This is a genomic window from Mesorhizobium sp. M0208 (assembly GCF_040322015.1).
Classification (GTDB): domain Bacteria; phylum Pseudomonadota; class Alphaproteobacteria; order Rhizobiales; family Rhizobiaceae; genus Mesorhizobium.
Genome location: NZ_JAMYSP010000058.1, coordinates 1 through 22550, shown reverse-complemented (window position 1 = coordinate 22550; position 22550 = coordinate 1). Strand labels below are relative to the sequence as shown.

General features: G+C 59.5%; 14 protein-coding genes and 8 pseudogenes. 9 read left to right on the top strand and 13 right to left on the bottom strand.

The window, feature by feature from the left end; genetic code table 11:
* Positions 1 to 116: 116 nt before the first annotated feature.
* The 3 genes from proB (at position 117) to NKJ17_RS31530 (ending at position 5030) form a co-directional block, all read left to right on the top strand.
* Entirely contained in the window at positions 117 to 1025 is a 909-nt protein-coding gene (gene proB / locus NKJ17_RS31540) for a glutamate 5-kinase (protein WP_352691616.1), read from the top strand.
* 257 nt (positions 1026 to 1282) lie between these two features.
* A complete protein-coding gene (locus NKJ17_RS31535) occupies positions 1283 to 3358 on the top strand; it encodes a hydantoinase/oxoprolinase family protein (RefSeq protein ID WP_352691614.1) in 2076 nt (691 codons plus the stop codon).
* Between the two features lie 10 nt (positions 3359 to 3368).
* Positions 3369 to 5030: a hydantoinase B/oxoprolinase family protein gene (locus NKJ17_RS31530; RefSeq protein WP_352691613.1), complete on the top strand. Its 1662-nt coding sequence runs from the start codon at positions 3369 to 3371 to the stop codon at positions 5028 to 5030.
* Between the two features lie 235 nt (positions 5031 to 5265).
* Here NKJ17_RS31530 and NKJ17_RS34180 read toward each other — a convergent pair whose 3' ends face one another.
* The 7 genes and pseudogenes from NKJ17_RS34180 to NKJ17_RS31500 form a co-directional block, all read right to left on the bottom strand.
* A complete protein-coding gene (locus NKJ17_RS34180; protein ID WP_502906590.1) occupies positions 5266 to 5451 on the bottom strand; it encodes a hypothetical protein in 186 nt (61 codons plus the stop codon).
* 50 nt (positions 5452 to 5501) lie between these two features.
* Positions 5502 to 5798, bottom strand: a complete 297-nt coding sequence (locus tag NKJ17_RS34175) for a hypothetical protein (RefSeq protein WP_502906589.1) — start codon at positions 5796 to 5798, stop codon at positions 5502 to 5504.
* 1 nt (position 5799) lies between these two features.
* Positions 5800 to 7144 (bottom strand): annotated as a pseudogene (locus NKJ17_RS31520) (IS3 family transposase).
* A 347-nt stretch (positions 7145 to 7491) separates the two neighbouring features.
* Positions 7492 to 7917, bottom strand: a pseudogene (locus NKJ17_RS31515) (IS5 family transposase); the annotation flags it as partial.
* A 288-nt stretch (positions 7918 to 8205) separates the two neighbouring features.
* Positions 8206 to 9345: an IS110 family RNA-guided transposase gene (locus NKJ17_RS31510; RefSeq protein WP_352619201.1), complete on the bottom strand. Its 1140-nt coding sequence runs from the start codon at positions 9343 to 9345 to the stop codon at positions 8206 to 8208.
* A 73-nt stretch (positions 9346 to 9418) separates the two neighbouring features.
* Positions 9419 to 9619 (bottom strand): annotated as a pseudogene (locus NKJ17_RS31505) (IS5/IS1182 family transposase); the annotation flags it as partial.
* Positions 9620 to 9681: 62 nt separating this feature from the next.
* Positions 9682 to 10672, bottom strand: a pseudogene (locus NKJ17_RS31500) (IS481 family transposase).
* Between the two features lie 26 nt (positions 10673 to 10698).
* Here NKJ17_RS31500 and NKJ17_RS34170 point away from each other — a divergent pair.
* Positions 10699 to 11916 (top strand): annotated as a pseudogene (locus NKJ17_RS34170) (IS110 family RNA-guided transposase); the annotation flags it as partial.
* A 596-nt stretch (positions 11917 to 12512) separates the two neighbouring features.
* On the top strand, positions 12513 to 13733 hold the full coding sequence (locus tag NKJ17_RS31480) for an ATP-grasp domain-containing protein (RefSeq protein ID WP_352691609.1): 1221 nt from the start codon (positions 12513 to 12515) through the stop codon (positions 13731 to 13733).
* An 845-nt stretch (positions 13734 to 14578) separates the two neighbouring features.
* Here NKJ17_RS31480 and NKJ17_RS31475 read toward each other — a convergent pair.
* The 3 genes and pseudogenes from NKJ17_RS31475 to NKJ17_RS31465 all read right to left on the bottom strand — a co-directional run bounded on the left by NKJ17_RS31475 (position 14579) and on the right by NKJ17_RS31465 (position 15741).
* The gene (locus tag NKJ17_RS31475; protein WP_352691608.1) at positions 14579 to 14887 is read right to left on the bottom strand and encodes an MlrC C-terminal domain-containing protein; all 309 of its coding nucleotides are present in this window, start codon (positions 14885 to 14887) and stop codon (positions 14579 to 14581) included.
* Between the two features lie 87 nt (positions 14888 to 14974).
* Positions 14975 to 15300, bottom strand: a pseudogene (locus tag NKJ17_RS31470) (IS481 family transposase); the annotation flags it as partial.
* A gap of 57 nt (positions 15301 to 15357) precedes the next feature.
* Positions 15358 to 15741, bottom strand: coding sequence for a M81 family metallopeptidase (locus NKJ17_RS31465; protein ID WP_352691617.1), 384 nt, complete (start codon positions 15739 to 15741; stop codon positions 15358 to 15360).
* A 444-nt stretch (positions 15742 to 16185) separates the two neighbouring features.
* Here NKJ17_RS31465 and NKJ17_RS31460 point away from each other — a divergent pair, with 444 nt between their 5' ends.
* From NKJ17_RS31460 to NKJ17_RS31445, 4 genes are all read left to right on the top strand, one after another.
* Positions 16186 to 17208 (top strand): membrane dipeptidase, encoded by a 1023-nt coding sequence (locus tag NKJ17_RS31460; protein WP_352691607.1) that lies wholly within the window; start codon positions 16186 to 16188, stop codon positions 17206 to 17208.
* Positions 17189 to 17485 carry a hypothetical protein gene (locus NKJ17_RS31455; RefSeq protein ID WP_352691606.1) on the top strand — a complete coding sequence of 99 codons (297 nt, stop codon included), beginning with the start codon at positions 17189 to 17191 and terminating at the stop codon, positions 17483 to 17485. Before NKJ17_RS31460 ends, NKJ17_RS31455 begins: the two co-directional genes overlap by 20 nt.
* Before the next feature lie 33 nt (positions 17486 to 17518).
* A complete protein-coding gene (locus NKJ17_RS31450; protein ID WP_352691605.1) occupies positions 17519 to 18172 on the top strand; it encodes a helix-turn-helix domain-containing protein in 654 nt (217 codons plus the stop codon).
* A 79-nt stretch (positions 18173 to 18251) separates the two neighbouring features.
* Positions 18252 to 18581, top strand: coding sequence for an FAD-dependent oxidoreductase (locus NKJ17_RS31445; RefSeq protein WP_352691603.1), 330 nt, complete (start codon positions 18252 to 18254; stop codon positions 18579 to 18581).
* A gap of 620 nt (positions 18582 to 19201) precedes the next feature.
* Here NKJ17_RS31445 and NKJ17_RS31440 read toward each other — a convergent pair.
* From NKJ17_RS31440 to istA, 3 genes and pseudogenes are all read right to left on the bottom strand, one after another.
* A pseudogene (locus NKJ17_RS31440) lies at positions 19202 to 20217 on the bottom strand (IS110 family RNA-guided transposase); the annotation flags it as partial.
* A 62-nt stretch (positions 20218 to 20279) separates the two neighbouring features.
* Positions 20280 to 21151 (bottom strand): annotated as a pseudogene (istB, locus tag NKJ17_RS31435) (IS21-like element helper ATPase IstB).
* The gene (gene istA / locus NKJ17_RS31430) at positions 21148 to 22410 is read right to left on the bottom strand and encodes an IS21 family transposase (RefSeq protein WP_352691601.1); all 1263 of its coding nucleotides are present in this window, start codon (positions 22408 to 22410) and stop codon (positions 21148 to 21150) included. Before istA ends, istB begins: the two are co-directional and overlap by 4 nt.
* Positions 22411 to 22550 lie beyond the last annotated feature (140 nt).

Here is a 22550-nt window from a genome sequence, read left to right as displayed (position 1 = left end):
GATCACACCATTTCCGGCCCCGAACAAGAACAATCTGCAGGCGGCGACAGATGAGGCGTGATCGTCGCCGAACATTGGTGCAAGTTGACGGGCACGAGAGAGCAGCAGGTCGAAGAATGTTGGTGAATGCCTTCAATTTTGCCGCCGAAAACTCAATGACAGCAATAACGAACGCGGTCAAATTGCGTTCGGCTCGCCGGCTGATCGTGAAGATTGGCTCAGCACTGATTGCAGATACCGGGACCGGAGAGATACGCGGTCCTTGGCTTGAAACTCTGATAAAGGATGTCGTCCGATTTTTCGCACGCGGACAGCAGGTGATCATCGTCACCTCTGGTTCTGTTGCACTAGGATCATGTCACTTCAATCATCTGGACAGAGCTTTGCGAGTTGAGGAGAAGCAAACGGCCGCCGCGATTGGTCAGGTTCGACTCATGCTTGCCTTTAAAGAGAGTTTAAAGCGCCATGGGTTTGGCATGGGGCAAATACTATTGACCCGCGACGACATAGACAACCAGCAGCGCCGCTTCAATGCGCGGCCAGCCGTTCAACAATTTTTCAAAGTTGGCGCTGTACCCATTATCAACGAGAACGACACGACCGCAACGGCCGAGATCTGTTTTGGCGACAATGATCGGCTGGCGGCACGGGTCGCGCAGATGGTAAACGCCGACGTTGTCATTCTGCTTTCCGACGTGGATGGCCTCTTCTCGGAAGACCCACACGATAACCCGACGGCCTGTCTGGTGACAGAGGTTCGATGCATTACTCCCGAGATTGAGGCCATGGCCGGTCATTCCCCCTCTCGCCACGGTTCGGGTGGCATGGTGACAAAGTTGAAGGCAGCAAGAATCGCCATGGACGCGGGCTGCGAACTGGTCATTGCGAACGGGAACAAGCCTCACCCTCTCGCCGCCATCGAGAACGGTGGGCCATCAACATGGTTTGTTCAGCCCGCCAAAGAGAGTGCTAGCCGCGGCGACCGTGCCAACTGTTTGGCGCAGACCGCCGTGGCTGATTATTGACGTCATGGAGTTCTTCTCTGGCAAGGCTGCTTTCTCGCCAAGTGCGGTGGATGTTCGACCGTGTCGCCCGGTTCGAGAAGGGCAGGCTTGTCGAGCTCAATTTGACCGCGAAAGTGTTCGCCAACCTACAGTCCTCGCGGCTCGTCGGCGCAGTTCCGGTCATCACCGCCCAAGAGGCTAGCTACGGAACCGGGTCATGGAGAGAGCCAATGAGAATGCCTGATTTTTTCTTTGTTGAACGCCGAGGGAGGCCGTTGATGACCGATACGACGATCCGCGTCGCGACGGATGTCGGTGGCACTTTCACCGATCTCGTTTGCTTCGAGACTGATCATTCGACGGGCGAGGCCCGCGTCATCACGGCGAAATCCGATACCATCCCGCCCAATTTCGAGAAGGGCGTGCTAAATGTCCTCGAGAAGGGTGGCGTTGACCCAAGTTCGGTCGACTTCCTTGCCCACGGCACCACCGTCGTTATCAACGCGCTAACGGAGCGAAATGGTGCCAAGGTCGGCCTCATCACCACGCAGGGCTTTCGCGATACGCTTGAGATCGCGCGCGGCAACCGTCCCGACTTTTTCAACCTGCACTACCAGAAGCCGAAACCCTTCGTTCCGCGTTACCTGCGCCACGAACTGCCGGGCCGCATATCCTACAAGGGGGAGGAGCTGAAGCCGCTCGACCTCTCCTGCCTTCCGGCAATCATCCAGGATTTCAAAAGGGAAGGCGTTGAAGCTATCGCAATCTGCTTTCTCCATTCCTATGCGAACACCAGCCACGAAAAGGCCGCACTCGCCGAGGTGCAGCGGCTCTGGCCAGTCGTCTCGGTCGTGTCCTCGCACCAGATTACACGCGAATGGCGCGAATATGAGCGGACCAACACGACAGTGCTGTCGGCCTATGTGCAGCCGGCCTCCGAGCGCTACCTCTCGGGACTGCTCGCGGGGTTGAAGGAGAAGGGTTTCAGAAAGAGCCCCTATATTATGCAATCCAACTGCGGCGTGGATTCGCTTGAGTCGGTCTCGAAAATTCCGATCACAATGGTTGAATCGGGACCTGCCTCTGGCGTTTTGGGCGCAGCCGAGCTCGGCAAGCTGATTGGAGAGGCGAACGTGCTCGCGCTCGACATCGGGGGGACGACGGCGAAGTGCTCGTTGATCGAGAACGGTGAGGTAAAGATCAAGACCGACTACTCGATCGAGCGCGACAGCACCTCAGCGGGTTATCCCATCATGGTGCCGGTGGTCGATCTGGTCGAAATCGGCAATGGCGGCGGTTCCATCGCCTGGGTCGATGATTTCGGCAAGCTGCATGTTGGCCCCCGATCAGCCGGCGCCGTACCAGGTCCCACGGCTTACGGACGGGGTGGCACCCAGGCGACCACTACCGACGCCAATCTCTGGCTCGGCCGCATCAATAAGGATTATTTCTGCGGTGGCGAAGTCATCGCTGACATGGGCGCAGCGAAGGTGGCGATCGAAGCCGTGGGCCAAAAGCTCGGCGTGGACGCTGACGAGGCGGCGCGCGGCATCATCCGCATCGCCAACAACAATATGGTCAATGCCTTGAAGCTAGTCTCCGTCAATCGTGGCTACGACCCGCGCGACTTCACGATCGTCGCCTTCGGCGGCGGCGGCCCCATGCACGCGGTCGCGCTGGCAGCCGAGCTCGGCGTGCGAAAGGTTGTCGTGCCGGCCGCCGCTGCCGTCTTCTCGGCCTGGGGCATGATGATGTCGGACCTGCGGCGCGACTATTTCGTGACGCGGCTCATTGACTTGAAGCCGGGCGCTGCAGCCGTTATTGACCAGGCTTTCGCCGAAGCGGAGGAGCAAACCCGCGCACAATTTGCGGCTGAAGGCATCGAGGCAGGCAGGATCCGGTTCCTGCGCTACGGCAAATTCCGCTATCTGAACCAGGAACATACTACCGAGGTGCTGATCGCCGCGGGCCAAATCATAGACGAGCAGCTCGCTGGGATCGAGGCATCCTTCCACGAGGCTTATCAGCGTGAATACACCTATCGGCTCAGGGCGTCGGTCGAAATGGTCGGCATCCATCTGGTGGCTTCTGCCGAGGTCAGTAAGCCTACCATGCGGAATCATGCTTCCACCGGAGCGACGGCGGAGGATGCCCTCAAGGGCTACCGCAATGTCGATTACGCGCTTGAGGGCATTCACAAGGCGGCGATCTACGACGTCGGCAAGCTCGAGCCGGGCATGACCTTCGGCGGCCCGGCGATCGTGGAGGATTTGGGCAGCACCGTGCTCGTCCATCCGGGCAACCAGGTCCACGTCGACGGCTATGGCAACATCTACATCCATCTGGTGGCGTAGGGATATGACAATGGCGACAAAGACCGACGACCCGATCACGCTGGAAATCATCCAGAATTCGCTGGGGGCAACTGCCGACGAGATGTTCGCGGTCATGAAAAAAACCGCGATGAGCTCAATTATTTACGAGGTGCTCGACATGGGCACCGGCATCACCGATGCGCAAGGCGCGCTCGCCTCGTCGGGCGCAGGTATTCCGGCTTTCGTCGGAGTACTGGATAAGGCCGTGAAGGTGATCGGAAAAAAGTTCGGCAGGCCGGGCGAGATCGAGCCAGGTGACGTCTTCGCAACCAACGATCCTTACTACGGCGGCGTCACGCATCTGAACGACATCGTGGTCGCGATGCCTGTCTTCGCGAGCGGACGCATCATCGCTTGGACGGCTAATATTGCGCACAACTCAGACGTCGGCGGTATAGCGCCGGGTTCGCTCACCGGCGAAGCAACCGAGATCTTCCAGGAGGGGCTGCGGCTCCCAGCTGTCCAAATAATTTCGAAGGGCGAACCCATTGATTCCGTGATGGAGATTATCAAAGTGAATTCGCGCATGCCGGATGTGCTGCAAGGCGATGTATGGGCAGCAATCGCCTCAGTGCGCATTGGGGCTAAGCGCCTGCAGGAGCTCGCCGAGAAGTACGGTGTCGAGACCTTCGAGAACGCCCTTTCCTACTCCATGGATGTCGGCGAACAGGTCTCGCTCGCCGAGCTCGCGAGTCTGCCGAAGGGCGTATTCGAACTTTCCGAAGAGCAGGATGACGGGCGCATCTTCAACGTGAAGATTACGATCTCAGATGCCGAATTCGTGCTCGACCTGCGAGACAACCCAGACCAATCGACTAACCCGGTGAATACCAGCCGCGACGGGGTTATGGTCTGCACGCAGATGTTATTCAAGTCGCTGATCGATCCCAATTCACCGGCAAACGAGGGCTCCTTCCGGCCGATTCGGCTGCTGACACGCGAGGGCTCAGTCTTTCATGCCAGGGAGCCGGCGCCGCTCGGTTTCTACTACGAGGTCGGGCTGCGGATAAAGGATCTAATGTGGCGCTGCCTAGCGCCACATATGCCCGAGCGGCTGGCAGCTGGACATTTTGGCTCGCTCTGCGGGACCTTTATCGGCGGTATCCACCCCGACACGGGCCGTCAATACACTATCGTCGAACCGCAACTCGGCGGTTGGGGTGCGAGCCCCCGCCGCGATGGCAACACCGGCATCTTCTCAAGCTTCCACGGAGAGACCTACAACTGTCCGGCAGAGATCAACGAGGCGCGCAATGGTCTCTACGTGGACCGAATGGAGCTCAATCTGGAGCCGGGCGGTGAGGGCAAATATATCGGCGGTCGTGGCATCGTAATGGATTACCGTGTCCGTGCCGATAAGGGCTTTCTCACCGTCGGGTACACACGCTCGAAATTCCCACCCTGGGCGCTAAATGGGGGCCGAGAGGGCTCGTCCAACTATGTCCGGTTCATCCGCAAGGACGGCACCAGCGAGCGCTTCGCCTTCGTCTCGGGACTTGTTACGCACACCGACGACGTGATCCGCGTCGTGACTGGCAGCGGCGGCGGGTATGGGGATCCAAAGGAGCGTGACCGTGCAGCGGTCGAGGAGGATATCAGGAACGGTCTTATCACACGCGAGCGCGCGCTGGGGGTATATGGAATCGAGTAGGGGGCCTCAATTGAGGCTAAATTTCTTCCCCGGCTCTGCTGCAAAATTGCGCGGGAACTCGAAATGACGAGGAGCGGGGCATTGCCGAATGGTTACGATGGTAATGTGATCGACCGCAATGCTGCTTGGCCGTCATCCCCTCAAGATCGAGCGGACTCAGAATGTGGGCCGTATACCAAAGGCACGCCCGGCCTCTGTGGCTAATCAAGCGGTTCACGTCGCCAAATCGCGGCCTTCATCGCAGCGCGACGGTCCTGTCGACCCCGGGGATAGTCACCAGCCGCTTCACGCCATCACCGGCGAGAGCCGAGCTGGCCAGATCGCCCTGCATGACCTGGAGGTCTTCGCCGAGCCGATCGAACTCGCGCACGAGCTGGTCGATCGCAAGGCGCTCGTCTTCCGGCACAACCTGTTCACTCAACCAGGCCCGACCCTTGGCGCCGTACAGGTCGGCATGCGGACAAGACGGGATCAGGTGGGTGAAGGATCGACTGGATGGTGTTCTTCAAGCGCGATCTCTGCCGGACGATCTGATGCGCCGTGTGATCTGGCGGCGCAGCGCCTGCCTCGGCTAATCCGCGACCCAGACTTCTGGTAAGAAGCCGCTGGCCAGAGCTGCGCAAGAACGCCGGCATCGATCTTGTCCGTGTTGATCTTGGCATGGACAATGAAACGCACCTGTTTCGGGTTGGCGATTACCACCTTGTTCACATGCGGCGCAACCACAGATGCAGCGGAACGGAGGCTCTGGCCCATCAGGGTTGTCATTTTAAGCGGCCGCTTCGATGAATAAGCGGCGCTGTCTGATGGTTTCGCGTTTGATCCTTTTCTTTCGAGCATGATGGTGTGGCCGCGCCCGAAGTAGGCGTCCGCTGGTGTGAGATTGCCGAGGCTCTCGTGGTAGCGACGGTGGTTGTAGTGATCGACGAACGCCGTGATCTGCCGCTCGAGATCGCCCGGCATGAAGTAGTTTTCGAGCAGGATGCGGTTCTTCAGCGTCTGGTGCCCGCGCTCGATCTTGCCTTGGGTCTGGGGATGGCAGGGCGCTCCACGCGTATGTTCCATGCGCTTGCCGGAAAGCCAGGCAGTCAGGTCAGAAGAGACGTAGGACGGGCCGTTGTCGGACAGGAGCCGCAGCCGCTGCACCACTCTGGCGCTGTCGCAGCCGGATGCCCGCAACGCCATGGTTAGCGTGTCGGTGACGTCCCCTGCCTTCATTGTGGTGCACAGCTTCCAGGCGATGATGTATCGCGAGAAGTCGTCGAGCACGGTCGACAGGTAGAACCATCCCCAGCCGATGACCTTGAGATAGGTAAAACGGTTTGCCAGAGCTGGTTGGGCGTCGTCGTCTGTCGTGGAACTCGTCGGCGGCCTTGATGACGATGAAGGCCGGGCTGGTGATCAGGTCATGAGTCTTGAGCAGCCGATACACCGAGGATTCCGAGACGAAGTAGCCCTTCGTGTCGGTGAAGGTCACCGCCAGCTCCCGTGGCGACAGCTCCGGCTCGTTCAGCGCCAGCTCGATGATCTGATCGCGCGTCTCCTCGGGAATGCGGTTCCAGACCCGATTCGGCGGGGGCGTGCGATCCTCCAGCGCGTCGACACCGCCGGCAAGGAAGCGGTCATACCAGCGATTGAAGGTCGAGCGCGGAATGCCGAGCTTCTGCAATGTGCGCCGCGCCGACAGGTGCGAGTTCTCGACCAGGCGGATGATCTGCTGTTTCTCGGATGCGGGGGTATCTCATTCGACGTCGCCCCATCCGCGATCATGCTTTTTTGAGAATCCGCAACTCCAGCGCCTGCTCGGCGACGACCTCCTTGAGATCGTGCGCTTGCCTGCGCAGCACCTTCACCTCGTCGCTGGTGACGGCACGTGCCGTGTCGCCCGCCAGCCGGTTCTTGCCGGCTTCCAGGAACTCCTTCGACCAGTTGTAATACAGGCTCTCGGCGATACCCTCGCGCCGGCACAGCGCTGCGATCGACTCCTCGCCGCGCAAGCCTTCCAGCACGATGCGGATCTTCTCCTCGGCCGAATACTGCTTGCGGGTCGCACGGCGGATGTCCTTCATGACCTTCTCCGCAAACACTTTCCCGGTCCCGGATTTCTGTCTCATCTTCGCTCCTTTGAAAGGCTACGATGAACCAGAAATCCTCCGTTCTCAGTTAAGCGGGTTTGGTCCCATCCGTGCTGACGCCGGACACCATGCCTATTTCCCCCTTCCTGGCTCGGTTAAAGACGGGAGCTGGCGGGCAAAAGGACACCTACTGATCGGCCGCCCGCAGCGCATCCGGGAAAGTCGCGAGGAGCGGCCATGTAACGAGCTCGGGCTCTCAGCCCACGGTCTACCGACGGTCTGTCCGCATCTTCGTGCTCCCGGTGCCCCCACGTCCCGAATGGATCACCATAAGGCCGCTCTTAAGGAAGAACAGCAGGACGATTAGGGCGTAGTGACCGATTTAACTATTTGAGCCATATTGCGATAGCTGCGAGTTTGACGAAGCCCATGAAGTTGGCCAGCTGCTCGTCGTAGCGGGTTGCGACACTGCGGAACTGCTTGAGCTTGTTGAAGAAGCGCTCGATGATATTTGCGCTCCTTGTAGAGGTGGGCGTCGTTGGGACGTTGGATCTTGCGGTTTCGCTTCGGCGGGATGACGACCTTTGCCCCCGTTTCGGCGATTTTTAGTGCGGATGGTCGGCATCATAGCCGTTGTCGGCGATTGTGGCGCCAGCCTCAATGCCATCGACGAGATCCTGGGCAACGGCGATGGCGTTGCGTTGTGCGGGGCTGGCGATCAGACGAACCGGATCGCCGAGCGCATCGCTGGCGACGTGGATTTTGGTGCTCAGCCCGCCCCGAGAACGACCCAGGCCCTGGGCATCCGCCCCCCTCATATGAGGCACATCGTGTCAATGGTAGTGGTGACGGCTTAGTCACTTTCGAACGTAGTCGGGATCGGCCTCGCGGCGAATTGCGGAACAAGTCCACATCACCTCATATCCGGTCGGCTCGGGTGGAGCCTGCACCCATATCCCGCATGCACGGGCAAGTTTGGCGAGGCCGGGAAGGATGGGACCCATCTTTTTGACGGCGTTAACAGCCCTGGGGGGCGCCGGTCCACATCCATCCCGCTTCGTCGCAAGTGACGTTGGCCGCCCTCGCGTCGAACTCTTTCGTCAGGCCTTGGTCATGGCGCCCTCCGGCAGCAGGCCCTGGGTCAGATACCGCCACAAGGCGATTATCAGCTTGCGCGCCAAGGCGACGATCATGGTGCGGCGGATGCGTCCTTTGCCGGTGCCGACGCGCTCGTGAAACCAGCGCGCGAGACCGCTATCGGGCTGATGGCGCAGCCACAGCCAGGCGAGTTCAATGGCGGTTCGTCGCGCTCGCGGATTGCCCGATCTCTGGATGCCTTGGTCGCGGCTGACCGCGCCGCTGCTCCAAGGGCTGGATGCAAGACCGAGATAACCGGCGACCTCACGCCGGTTCTGGAAATCGCGGAAGAACACCTCGTTCGTCATTACGCTTGCGATAGTCAGGCCGATGCCACGCAGATGACTCAGTTGGGCGATCCCGGGAGCTGTGGTCTCGGCGGCCTGACGCTGCTCAGCCTCGACCTCCATGATCATCTCGATTACTTGCCACAAGCGGCGGCACTCGCGCTTGATCTCGTTCTTCAGGCAGGGCGGCAGATCCCGCCCGTCAGCCGTGCGCAGCGTCTCGAGCTGCTCACGCCAGTCCCGTCTGGCTGGCTTGAAGTCGCGGATGCCCTGGGTCATCAAAAGCCCCTTGACGCGGCTCGAATGCTGGCCGCGTTCGTTGACGAGCCGAGCCCGTTCCCGGCTGCGACGGCGATCGTTCTCCTGCTCGAGGCTCGGCACTCGCACAACCCGGCAGACCCTCGGCTCGCCACGTTCCATCGCCATCAGCGTGCGCAGCAGCGCCGCCGCATCGAGGCGGTCCGTCTTGGCGCGGCGTGACCGGCGGTCGACCAGGATGCTGGCCGCGTCCAGAACCTGATTGTCGATGCCGCGGTCGCACAGGAAACGATGCAGCCAGAAACCGTCGTAGCCGGCCTCGTAGCACGACATTACCCGAACCGGACGCGTCAAGGCGGCCTGCGCCTGTTCGCGCCGGTGTTCAATGAGAGCCATAAGCCCTTCGGTGTCACCTCCTTGCAGGCGATGCAGGCTGATCTTGTCGACCGCCGGCGAGTGCAGGGCCACAAGCCAGGTCGACTTGCTCAATTCCAGCGCCATGAAAATTGTGGCAGTCTTCTCGTCGACGGGCGGCAGAGCAACGGATGAGAGGTTCATGAGACGTCTCCAGGGTTAGGATGTCGGACCCCGAAACCTTACCTGAGTTCCGCCGCCCGTCGCCTCATGGGATCTTTTCCTTGCGCGCGCCGGCGGCATGCTGATGCGCCCGCACGATAGTCGAGTCGATCATCAGCCATTCCAGATCAGCTTCGCGCGCCAGAACCGCCAACAGGGCATCGAGCACGTCCATCTCGATTCCAGCGATACTCGTGTGGTCGCCAAGCTTTGCTGGCAGGTCGCGCCAGCGGCCGCCCGAGCGGGCCATCCACAGTCATCGCCGACCCAAAAATCAGCGTTGAATCTGATTTGCAACCAAAGGGGAATCCCTAAACCTTAAATCGTCACGACGACATAGGTGTGTGGTCCCGGAATGAGGCGATGCGGATCGATCTTGAAGATTGACGGGTCCTTCGTCCAGGCCCCGCAGATGACCTGGTATGGCGTTCGCCATCGCAGAGCCTTGAGGTGTTTGGCGAAGTTGTAGGCGGCGAGAAGGCCAGGATATGGGCCTTGAGGCTTTGCAGGTCGTCGTAGTGGGAGACCTTGACCGTGGCGTCATTAATGGTGCGGTTCATCCGCTCGGCTTGGCCGTTGGTCCAAGGGTGATAGGGCTTGGTCAGCCGGTGCTCGATGCCGTTTGCGATGCAGACACGGTCGAAGATGTGCGGACCCAGAAAGCGGCGGCTGGGGCCGTCGCGGTTCTTGGCAGGTCGGCGAAGGCCATGCCATTGTCGGTGAGCACGATGTGGATCTTGTAGGGGAAGACCTCCACCACGGTTTTGAGGAAGGCTGAGCCTTCCATCCTCTCGGCGCTGTCATGGAACTCGACGTAGGTGAACTTCGAGACCCCCGCTGGCCAGGAACATGACGAGCTTGCCGTCGGCGTGGCGCAACTCGCAGCTGTCGATGTGGACGTAGCCGATCTCGTAGGTCTTGAACCGCTTGCGCTGCTCCTTGGTCTCCTCGACCGGCAGCCGGGAGACGCCGTGACGCTGGAGACAGCGGTGCAGGGCGCTGCGGCTGAGGTTGGGGATGGTGTCTCTCAGACAGCCGAGTACGTCCTCCAGCGGCAGCAGCGTCTTCTGCCGGAACGCCACCACGATGACTTCCTCGGCCGGCGTCAGCACAGTGCTCTTCGGCGCCCTGGGTCCCATCGGCGCATCGGCCATCCGGCTGCGCCGTTTCTTTACCGTCTTCGGGTTCATGCCGTAGCGGGTGGCAAAGTGACCGGGTGCTCTCTTGCCGACGCTTGGAACTCGGCTCGAAGACACGGCGTCGTGCGGGCGCTGCCGGGGACTGTCAGGAATTCTGTGCGCGAGGTCATGATGATGGAAAGGAGAGAATCATCCCATGGCTATCGAGAAGGAACTTCTGGACCAGCTGCTTGCGGGCCGCGATCCGAATGAGGTGTTTGCCAAGGACGGGTTGCTGGACAACCTGAAGAGGGCGCTGTCGGATATTCAACGCCGAGTTTGACGAGCACCTCAAGGACGAACGCGCGGAGGGCGGCGCCAATCGACGCAACGGCTATTCGACGAAGACGGTGCTGACCGGCACATCGAAGATGACGCTGTCGATTCTGCGCGACCGGGCGGAACCTTCGACCCGAAGCTGATCGCCAGGTATCAGCGCGGCTTTCCCGATTTCGACGCCAACATCGTGTCGATGTATGCACGCGGCATGAGCGTGCGCGAGATCCGCGGTCACCTGGAGGAGCTCTATGGCATCGACGTCTCGCCTGACCTGATCTCAGCCGTCACCGACGCGGAAGCCTGTGGCAGCGCCCATTCCTGGGCTCGGGAGATGACCAGGCTCGGCCATGAGGTGAAACTGATCGCGCCGCAATATGCGAAGCCTTTCGTAAATCGCCAAGAACGATGCCGCCGATGCGGAGGCGATTGTGATTGCGGCCCAGCGGCCGGAGATGCGATTCGTCGAGCCGAAATCGGAACAGCAGGCCAAGGCAGTGTTGTTCCGAGCTCGCCAGCGCCTCCTCCATCAGCGCACCGAGCTGGTGAATGCATTGCGTGCTATTCTCTACGAATACGGCCACGTCGTCGCGCAAGGCATCCATCACCTCACTCGCATTAAGGAGACCGTCGAGGAACCAAAGAGCAATCTGCCCGAACTCCTCCGCCACGAATGCCAGGTCCTTATCGCCCAGATTGCATGGAAGCTGGCGACAGAGACCGAAACAGTGCAGCGGCTGCAGATCATGCCGGGAGTTGGCCCGCTGACCGCGCTGGCGGTTGAAGCATTCGCACCCGACATGGCCAGCTCCAAACGCGGGTGGGACTTCGCGCCTTGGCTGGGCCTTGTCCACGGCAGCATTCCTCGGGGGGTAAGGAACGCCTCGCGCGGGTTTAAGAGGAGGGACAAGCCGACATTCGCCAATTGCTCATCATCCGGGCCATGTCACGTTTGAACTGGCTAGGTCGCAGATCTATGTCCAAGGGATCTTGGCTGGCCCATATGCTGGCGAGAAAGCCGCGAATGCTCGTGGCGATCGCCCTGGCGAACAAGATGGCGCGGGCAATCTGGGCGATGCTGAGAACGAATGAGGATTATTGGCGTCGGCTGCGGCTGCGTGATCGACCTGCAGCAAACAGCCCGGCGCCGGTAAGGGGGTGTGAGAAGGCGACGACCCGAATGGGCGCAACGGTCGAACAGATCTGGATTAGGACACCAGCTGAAGCCAAAGAGCCAATGCGCTCGTTGTTGAGATTTGGACCTGATCTGCAGATCACCATACCGGTCAGCGGCTTATGGAAATGCCGCACATGAAGGCCTGGCAGAAGACCGCACTCGATCACACGTCGAAAAGAGCCAGAAGCCTCTTGCATCCACAACTAGCCTGAATCAAAAGAATACTTTGATATCATTCTGGTGCGATGCTGCGTGTGAGCAGGCGAATAGGCTATGGGCTCGTGGCACTGATAAGGCATTGCTGTCGCACTTCGCAATTCATTGAGACGCTCCGTGCCACAGGGCCGGCAATCAAGTTGGCAACAGATCCTTCAAATAAATTTACAGAATCTTTCCGACCGGAAATCGCTGACGATGGTACCTTCACCACGAGGTCTGAGGTCAGGCGCGGCTGAGAAAGCTTATGCCGATGTACGCTCGGACCGCCGCACAGCCCGCAACGCCGGAGACAACTGCCCATGGCAAGAAGAGCGCTCATCCTGGTTGAAGGTACAAAGTATAATGGTCCGCTATACGTCCAAGCGGCCCAACGTCTTGGTCTTCATCCAATTACCCTGTCGGCCGATCCATCTCAGTACGACTATCTTGCGGCGGACGGCATTGAGGCAATCCGTGTCAATACAGACAATCTTGATGCGCTGATCCGCGAATGTTCTCGGTTACATGCGACGTATGACATTGCCGGCATTACGTGCGCTGGTGACCGGTTCTATGCGACAGTTGGGAAGCTCTGCCGCTATTTCGATCTGCCGGGACCGAACCCAACATCCATTGAACGATGCTGCAACAAATTCACTCAACGTCAGCTCCTCGGGGAGGCTGGCGTTCCGATACCTGCTTATCGCTTGGCAGCGAACGCGATGGAGGTAGAAAGCTCCGCCGCGGCGATCGGGCTGCCGGTGATCCTTAAGCCCGCTATAGGCAGCGGCAGCAGGGGTGTCCGATTGTGCCGCGACTTCGACGAGGTCGCCGAACATACGACGTATCTGTTGGGCGGGAAGCACATATGGCACTCCTTGCCGAGGATGCTGGTCGAAGAATTTGCACAAGGACTCCATTATATCGCGCATATAATGGGAGATGAAGTCATTGGGATTGAGGCCGGTGACTTCGGCGCCCCACCGCATTTCGTCTATCGTGAGGGCATCTTTCCGGCACCGCTGTCTGATGACGACCACGAGCGTATAGCGGATGTTTCGCTGAGTTGTTTGCGCGCTCTCGGCCTTGGGTGGGGCCCAACGTGCATTGAACTCCGGTGGACGAAGGTTGGTCCAGTCGTCATTGAAGTCAATCCGCGTCTTGGCGGCGGTCCTCAACACATTCAGCTGGCTTACGGTGTCGATCTCATTACCGAGCACATCAAGCTTGTCATCGGCAGTGAATGGAATTTGCGCAAAGCGCGTTCGCACGTTGCGGCCTGGCGAAACCTACTTCCTGATCGCGATGGCACTCTCGATTGGATCGACAACGGCAGTCTGGCCGCTGCTGTACCAGGTGTCGCCGAGGTCAAATTGTATATTGAACCCAGGACACCGATCGTCAGGAAAGGCGACACCCGAGACTCTATGGGATATGTCATGGCCGTTTCACCCAATCTTGCTCAGACCCAAGCGATACTTCAGCGGGCCGTCGACTTAATCGATTGGTCGATCACACCATATCCGACCTTCGGTGAATAGGAATGATCTGCGGCCTGTTACCACCCAGCGCAGGTAGCGCCAGCTAAAAGTGATCGTCGCCGAACATTGCACGGGAGGAACGCGGGTCGACGAGGACGCTTAGATTGTGCCCCGCTGGCATGGTGTAGCTGACGGCGCTGGTCGCCGTGCTGTCCGGCCGAAGGCTTGACCGCACAGTTCTTCCGTGATCGCCTTGACCTTCCTGGTCGGACCCAAGGCATCAGTCTGCCTGAAGCCATACCTCATCGGTTGGCGCGCTACTTCGGCTTCTGCCAAAGGCCTTGAGTAATCACACACCTGGAAGCGTGGATCTGCCGAAAATTACGCATATGTCCTGGCGGCAATGGAGGAATGGGCACAACCGCTTCAAGGAACTGCGCCGTCATGGCGGACCTACGTTCGGAGCTGCGGTTCACCAATGGGATTCTGGCGCATGTCAGGACACCCGGCGGTCCAACACGCCGTACGCGATCATCATTTCGAGTCTCGCGGTCTCCCTCGACTTCATGTCTCTGCCCAAGCTTAATCCAAATCGCCGTCGTACGGACCCGTATGCCCGGTGGTGTGGGAGGGGCGGCGTCGCGAGGCGTACCCCATATCCCAATCAATCCTGAATCCCTTAAAACGCGACATGCTTTAGTGTGAATCGGCGTGCAAAATTTGGAAGTTCGTTTGACACTTTAGCCTTGGCAAGGAAAAATGTGTTGGCAGTCGTGTCGCCAAGGGCGGACCCAATTGCACAAAACGCTTATCAGTTGGCTCCCATTGTGCTTTCAGGTTCTCAGGAAACGGAAAGCCCGATCGGAGTTCGCCAGGACGCAGGTTCCTGTACGTTGCGGAAAATACTAGGACCGGGCGAGTCGACATAATGATCTCGTTGGCAATCGGCCCAGATCAGCACGGACGTGGGTGTTCACGGCGTCAACCTTCGGCTTGATGGCGACGGCCCTTAAAAGGTCTTGGTAGAGGCACTGAAAGCGAGTGCTGGCCACAGCCACCTGTACGTCGGAATTGACATCTAAGATGCGTAGGCACGCCATCGGACCGACATCGACGGGCGCGTCGCCGTTAAATGGGTCGCGGCAGGTAAATACCCCGTCGGAAAGCGCCTTTACGCGGCACCTTCCCACACAAGGTTCCTGCAACGTAGCCATTAGCGGCCGCCGAGGCGGGCATCGATTTCTGCACCCAGGCCAGCGTAGTCGGCTGCTTTTGCCTCTGGATCCCACAACAGGCCGAGTGCAACGATGCAACGACCACCGCCGCCAGATGCGGGATCGTCGGCTGAAGGGCGTAGAGACAATCGCCTAAGGCCAGCAGCGTGTGCTTGCAAAAGCGACGATGACCGCCTCTTCTTCCACAGACAACACCGTCGGGCTCGGGTCTTTGGGACCCGTAGGAAGATCGTCAGTCGACGTGCGGTTCCTCCATTTCGCAACCGTCTTCTGATCGACGCCGTAGCGCTTGGCCAGCGCCCGCAGCCTCTCATGACTCTTTTGTATTGCTTTTGTATTGCTCGACAGATTGCCTCCGTCGTCGTGGCGCGACCGTGTAGAACTTGTCCCATAGCGCGTCCTTCCATTCGGAAGAAAAAATCTCACCATGAAAGCATGGGATCAAACATCTAGGAGTCGAAGGCGCGTTGCCCGGTTTCGACCATAGCGACATGTGGGTAGGTCCAGTAGACGGTGATGCCGTCGGAGAGCTCGACCATCGCTTCGGTCACGTTAGCGTGCATGTCGAGGCTGACGCTGACCGGCAGTTTGGGGCCGACAAGCGCCCGCACGCGTCGCAGCAGTCCACCTCCGCCGTCCTCGAAGGATTCGACGACCAGCGCACCATGCAGGTCGAGATGTATGGCGTCGAGCTCGCCGACCCTGGATGCCTTTGCAGATCTCCTCGGCAATACGCTCGTAGGCATGGTTGACGGGTTGCACGGTTCCGCGGCGGCCCAGACCAACCGCACCAAATCATAGGCCGCCCGTGCAGACGAAGCCGCTGATCGGATGCGCTAGAGGAAGGAGACGTAGAGGATGGCCGCGCGGGTGGTCATTGCAGGGTATCCGTCGGCCCGCAAGAAGTCATCATAGGAAGCCCCGAACGGCGCGAACGTATTGTTCTCGCGATGGAAACCGGGGATGGCTATGCGCGGTGAGCTTTGTTCATGGACGGCCTGACAACCTCATGAGGGTCGAAGCGCTGGGTGTCAGGCCCATGTCCGACCCTCTCTATTTATGGGCCTATTTCAGCCATTCCGTAAAGCGGCGCGTTTTCGCCCGAAGCCTCAATGATAACGACAACATGACAATTTTATTGCCAAAATGATAAAAATTTCCTATCAGAGAATTGCAGTGCCTGAGCAAGGAGTGTCGGTGGGGCTTCCAGGAGACCGCGTCGGTACTACCGGCTTCGACCAGACGGGTCACAGTGGGTAGGAGAGGGAGGAACTTGGATGGATTCCATCGCGAAACGGCTGCATGAGGCTGCAATTATCATCGATGCCGTATGCCCATTGCTGGACGATACGAGTACGATTTCTGCCTATAGGACGGGCGGTCTGACGGCGATTGCACCCACCGTCGGGGCTTGGTACGGCGCTGGGGCGACGCTTCGGACAGTCGGGTTATGGCAAAAGCTGCTGCGCGAACGCGATGACCTGATATTGGTCCGTACTGCCGCGGACATTCGTCAGGCCAAAAGGCTGGGCAAGATTGGCATTATTTTGCACTTCCAAGGAGCTGACCCGATCGAGGACAACCTCGATTTGATCGATGCCTTTAAGGCCTTGGGCATTGGCATCATGCAACTGGCGTACAACGTGAAAAACCGTATCGGCGATGGGTGCGAAGAGCGTACCGACGCTGGCCTGAGTCGCTTTGGATTGCAGGTTGTCGAACGGATGAACCAAACGCGCATGATTATCGATTGCTCGCACACCGGCGTTCGAACGACCATGGACGCGGTCGAGCATTCTTCGGCACCGGTAATCATTTCGCATGCCAACGCGAAATCTGTTCATCCCTCGCCACGCAATATTTCTGACGAATTAATAAAGGCGATCGCCGAGAACGGGGGCACAATCGGCGTGGTGGGCTTTCCTGGCTTCGTGTCAAGTGACAAGCGTCCGACGATCGATCAGTTCATCGATCACATTGTTCATATGTGCGACCTTGTCGGGACGCAGTACATCACGCTGGGCATCGATTATTATAACGGCCAGTTCCCCTATATGGATGACGCCACTTCATTGAAAGAATACGAGAAACTTATTGCCAATAATAGCTGGAGCCCCGAAGCCTATCCCGAACCCCCGCATTTTTATCCGGCAGGCATCGAGACTCCTAAAACGCTGTTGGCATTGACGGAAGCCCTTCTGCGGCGCGGCTTTACAGCCGACGACATTCGCAAGATTTACGGTGAAAATCTAATACGAATTTACGAAACGATCTGGGGGGGTGAAGCCGAACTGCGGTAAAGGCAGTGTTTATGGTGCGCCGGTAATCATTGAAATTTCAACAACAGGGCAACTGCTATGGAGAACACTGTCATCAAATATAAAACCGCTCTTGGCGCTTACCGCGCTCAGCCAGCCGACCTTAGCAGGTAAAGCCGACAATTCCCTCAATGTGGCCTTCACATCACCCTTACATAAGGCGACGTTCTCCTGGATGGGCGGTGCCAGCGTGCCCGATCTCAAAGTTGATGCTGCGAAACGCAAGGCGATGCGTGAGCATCCACCATTCATCGCTTAAGCGGGATTCGGAACTCACCAAACTTAGACTCCTATGGATTTGCAATCTTTTAAAGCCGGGCAGGTGATGGAAACGAAAAACATGCCCCAAATAGATTATGTAAAACAAAATGGTTATCCTTCAATTGGCGCAACCGTTCAAAGATTGCGCAAACAGCTCAAGCTCACGTTGAATGATTTGGCGCAAAGGTCGGGGCTATCGATTTCCGCAGTCTCGAAGGTGGAAAACGGTCAGGTATCGCCAACGTATGAGACGATCCTGCGCCTTGCTGTCGGACTTGCCGTTGACGTTACGGAACTCTTCGGCAGCATCACGGACAAGGCTGGTGCGGCGGGACGTAGGGTCGTGACCAGAAGGGGCGAGGGCATTCTGCAGAAGTCGGCTCATTACGAATACGAAATGCTCAGCGCTGACCTTTCGACGAAGCAGTTCACCCCCCTGCTGACGCGTGTGCGCGCACGCTCGATCATGGAGTTTTCTGAAATTCAGGGACACATGGGGGAGGAATTCTTCTACGTGTTATCCGGCGAGGTGATGTTGCACACTGAGCATTATGCACCTGTTCGCCTCTTCCCAGGAGACAGCAGTTATTTCGATTCCACTATGGGACACGCGTTAATTTCAGTGAGCGACGAGGATGCACAGATCTTGTGGATTACCACGCGTGTTTATGGGGTCCTTGCTTAGGACCGTGTCTCCAATCAGTGAGACGAGGTCAGACCTCAAAGAAGCTCCCTGGGCGAAGCAGCTCTGGCGAGGGAGCGCGATGAACTGTGCCCTGCAGCCTCCGGTTCCGCTCCTTGAGGGGATCCTGAAAGCGAATTTGGCGACGTCGGTATTTGAAGGCATAGCAATGACTAACACAGTTCGAAACCGCAGCGTCGCCGTGGTCGGCGCAGGTGTGACAGGCATCATGACCGCCTACGCCCTTGCGAAGAGAGGCGTAGAAGGAATCGTGATTGATGCTTTGCCCGGCCCGTCCGAAATGTGCAGCCGCGCGAATGCAGGCATCATCGCTGTCGGCCATGCGAAAGCCTGGGCAGCACCGCAAGCCGTTGGTGCCATGCTAAAGCGATTTCCGGGCGTGATCCATTAGTCCGTGTAACATGATTGTTGGATCCGAGGCTTTGGCAGTGGGGGCTCAATTTCTGGCAAACTGCACCCCATCTGCTCATAAAAGGAAACAGAGAGGCTGCAACGTCTCAGCCGCTATAGCCGTGATCTCGTCGCCGCGGCCGAGAGCGAAATGTGCCTCCGAAGAGAGGTTCGGCAGAAAGGCGGACTGTATGTATTCCAGAACAACACACAGTTTGACACCTACGTTACTTCCGTTAAGGATCACAGCGAAGACTCTATCGAGATGTAAGCGCGAATTTCCCCGCACCTTTTGCTGTTGAGTGCTCTGATGCATGAGGTGTCCACCAAAATAGGTGGACACCTTGTGATGGAAGAAGATGAGCAGAAACTGCGGGTGAGGCTTGTCGGTCGGGACGGGCGACGCCGACGCGGCCCGGTCGCCGGGCCTCATCCACCTCACATGCGGTCGCCGCTCCTGGCGGCAGCTCCAATATCCCGCTTGCGGCGGGCGCAGGCTCAGGAAGACGAAACCATTCTGCCGATCGGCTGTTGAGGCCATGCATATTTTCGGTTCGCCCACCTGGATCCGAAAGGCTGATTAGGCCTTTGCGGAATGGAGGAAAAGGGTGGTGGAAGCGGTCATGCGGTTTTCATGAGCGCTCCCTGGATGATGACGCCGGCGGTCGCGTATTTCCACAGCGCCACCAGCAGCTTGCGGGCGAGCGCGACGATCATCGCCTTCTTGAGGCGCCGCCGTTGCGCGCCACCCGTTCGCTGAACCAGCGGGCCAGGCCCGAGGCCGGCTGATGGCGCAGCCACAGCCAGGCAAGCTCGACCATCGTCGTTCGCAGCCGCGGATTGCCTGCCTTCGACACGCCTTGTTCGTGATCGATCGTGCCGCTCTTCCATGGGGAAGGTGCCAGTCCCGCGTAGGCGGCCACCTGCCTGCGGTTGTTGAAATGCCGGAACAGCCCTTCGGCGTGGAGGATCGTCGCGAATTCCGGCCCGATGCCCTTCAGCTTGAGCAACATCGCTGCCGGCGTCGAGGCGTCCACCGCCATCGCGGCGAGCAGCGCGTCGCGCTCGGCCTCCACCGCCTTGATCTGGCCGAGCAGCAATTCGAGACGGTCAAGTTCGCGGCCGATCTGGGCCTTCATGCGGGCCGGCAGGCCGCGGCCATCGCCGGTCCGCAGTTCTTCCAGGCGATCGCGGCGGTCGCGGCGCAAAGGCTCGTAGTCGCGGATGCCCTGGCTGAAGAGCAGGCCTTTGATGCCGTTGACGTGCTCGACCCGTTCGGCGACCAGCACCTTGCGCTCGCGGTTGGTCCGGCGGCGATCCTCATTCTCGGGCGTCGGCACCCGGACCATCGAGCAGACGCGCGGCTCACCCCGCTTGACGGCCAGCAGGGCGCGGATCAGCGCCTCGCCATCAAGCCGATCCGTCTTGGCGCGACGGTGGCGGCGCGACACCGCGACCGATGCCGCATCGACGATGTGACTTTCGATCCAGTCCTCGCGGTTCAGCACCCGGTCGATCCAGAAGCCGTCCAGCCCCGCCTCCTGGATCACCACCAACGGATAAAGCGTGCCCGTGCGCGCCTCGGCCTTGCTGCGCAGCCCGGTGAGGCAGACGAGCAGCCCGGCACTGTCACCGCCGGTGTCAATGCCGCTCGAATTTTCCCCAAAAGTGCCGAAGTAAAATTCCCCAGTTTTGCCGCTCAGGCTGTTGCGGAAGGGTGTCCATTTGTCGGCGGCCGGCCGCGCGGTCGTGATGGTGCGTTGAGCGTCGGCGGCGTGATGGAGGCTTTTGATCGCAGGTGTTCGGGCATGAGCTCGGCGTGTTGTCGGAGCCGATAGCTCGATCCTTCGATCTGGACGACGACGCATGATGAAGCAGGCGATCGAGAAGTGCGGTTGCGACGACAGGATCGCCGAAGACCTCGCCCCATTCGGCGAAGCCGCGGTTTGAGGTGAGAATCATGGCGCCCTTCTCATAGCGGGCGTTGACGAGCTGGAAGAACAGATTGCCGCCACCGTGGATGACGGGCAGGTAGCCGATCTCGTCGACAACGAGCAGAGCAGGCCGGCAGAAGAAGCGGATGCGTTCCTGCAGGCGGCCTTCGCGTTCGGCCCTTGCCAGTGCGGCGATGAGTTCGGCGAGCGTGCAGAAATAGACGCTCTTTCCAGCCTTCACAGCCTCGACGGCAAGTGCGATGGCCAGATGGCTCTTGCCTGTGCCGGGTGGGCCGAGGAAGTGGACGATCTCGCAGCGGGCGACGAAGCCGAGTTGGGCGAGCGTGAAGATTCGATCTCGGTCGAGCGAGGGCTGGAAAGAGAAGTCGAAGCCGGCGAGCGTCTTGATCGTGGCCAGACGCCCCATGCGCAGTGCCGTTTTGATCCGGCTGTTCTCGCGGAGGGTCAACTCTTCCGAAAGGAGGATGTCCATGGCTTCGAGGGCGGCGATCTCGCCTTGCTCGAGCCGGCGCACGATATGATCGAGCGCTTCGAGCGCTCGTGGCATCTTCAGGCCGACGAGATCGTGGCGGATACGGTCGATTGTGGATGGCGTGGTATCGAGCGCATTCGTCATGGACGCTGCTCCTTCGCCATCACCCGGGCGACGGCATCGTAGAAGGCCAACGGGCGCTGAGCGACCCTGTCGCCTGAGCTATGAAGGATGACCTCGTCGTTCCTCAGTCTTTGTCGGCGCTTGTGGACGTGGATGTTGCGATGCCCGGGCTCGACATGACGCTGGTGCCGACCTTCTAGAATGGGATGGATGGCAATCAGTGCGCCGTCCTCGAAGATGCGTACCTCTTCGGCCAGAGTGTGCACCTCGACGACACGGCGCCTGGTGGCGTCGGGCACGCTATAGAAATTGCCGCCAACGCTAACCATGCCCTCCCGGCTGATGCGTCGCTCGAGCTTCAGGACCGATCGGAACGGAGCCAACGGCAGCGGCCGGAGCGCTGCCCGCTCCTCGGCAAAAGCTTCGTTGACGACACGCCGTGTGGTTGCGTGAACTCTCGGGTTTGCGACCGTGTCCAGCCAGTGACGCAACTGCGCATTCAAGTCTTCGAGGTTGCGAAAGGACCGGGCCAGGAAGAAGCCCTCGCGAATGTAGCGGAACGGTCGCTCGACCTTGCCTTTTGTTTTGGCGCGGTAAGGCCGGCAGGCCTTGGGATGGAAACCATAGTGGCGGGCAAGATCGACGAGGGCACGGTTGTAGACGATGCCGCCGGTATCGCCTTCGCCGATCACAGCCGTCTTCATACGGTCGTAAAGCACTTCGCGAGGAGCGCCGCCCAGCGCCTCGAAAGCCCCAGCATGGCAGCGCAAGACAGTCGGCAGATCCTGGTGGACGACGAAGCGTGCCCAGATAAGGCGACTGAAGCCAAGCACCATGGAGAATAGCCAGACGATTCTCGGCGTGGTCGGCTCATCGGTAAAGACGACATTGAACTGGGCGAAGTCGACCTGCGCCTGCTCGCCGGGCGGGGTCTCGAAGCGAACCTCGTATCCACGCTCCGCCGCGGCAGGACGGACGTCGCGCAGGAAGTCGGTGACGGCCGTGTAGCCGCCGCCATAGCCGAGGTCCTTCAGTTCCCGGAAAAGCCGGCTGCCGGTGAGTCCGGGATATCGCGTGACGCGTTCGCGAAGATAGGCCGTGAAGGGATCGATCACCGCCTGACGCGGCTTGCGCGGTCCGTAGGCCGGAGCCTCGAGCCCGCGCTCAATGTATTTGCGCACCGTCTTGCGGTCGATCCCGCTCTCCCTGGCGATCGCCGACACCGACAGGCCCTGCCGATGCAAATCCAGTATCATCATCATCTCCCCGATCTTGATCACCGAAATCCCTCTCCCGACCATCAGGAGAAGCATCAACGATCACGCGCCGCCGGTCTTACCGGGCGCGCGCCCGGAGACCCGCGGGCGCGGGTTAACAGGGTGTTATTAAAAAAAACCGGCCCCCCCCACAACAGGGCAAT

What these genes read in the sequence shown, in the direction of transcription:
- proB (WP_352691616.1), top strand. Translation starts at nt 117, where the DNA reads ATGTTGGTGAATGCCTTCAATTTTGCCGCCGAAAACTCAATGACAGCA.
- NKJ17_RS31535 (WP_352691614.1), top strand. Translation starts at nt 1,283, where the DNA reads ATGACCGATACGACGATCCGCGTCGCGACGGATGTCGGTGGCACTTTC.
- NKJ17_RS31530 (WP_352691613.1), top strand. Translation starts at nt 3,369, where the DNA reads ATGGCGACAAAGACCGACGACCCGATCACGCTGGAAATCATCCAGAAT.
- NKJ17_RS34175 (WP_502906589.1), bottom strand. Translation starts at nt 5,798, where the DNA reads ATGACAACCCTGATGGGCCAGAGCCTCCGTTCCGCTGCATCTGTGGTT.
- NKJ17_RS31510 (WP_352619201.1), bottom strand. Translation starts at nt 9,345, where the DNA reads ATGAACCTCTCATCCGTTGCTCTGCCGCCCGTCGACGAGAAGACTGCC.
- NKJ17_RS31480 (WP_352691609.1), top strand. Translation starts at nt 12,513, where the DNA reads ATGGCAAGAAGAGCGCTCATCCTGGTTGAAGGTACAAAGTATAATGGT.
- NKJ17_RS31475 (WP_352691608.1), bottom strand. Translation starts at nt 14,887, where the DNA reads ATGGCTACGTTGCAGGAACCTTGTGTGGGAAGGTGCCGCGTAAAGGCG.
- NKJ17_RS31460 (WP_352691607.1), top strand. Translation starts at nt 16,186, where the DNA reads ATGGATTCCATCGCGAAACGGCTGCATGAGGCTGCAATTATCATCGAT.
- NKJ17_RS31450 (WP_352691605.1), top strand. Translation starts at nt 17,519, where the DNA reads ATGGATTTGCAATCTTTTAAAGCCGGGCAGGTGATGGAAACGAAAAAC.
- NKJ17_RS31445 (WP_352691603.1), top strand. Translation starts at nt 18,252, where the DNA reads ATGAACTGTGCCCTGCAGCCTCCGGTTCCGCTCCTTGAGGGGATCCTG.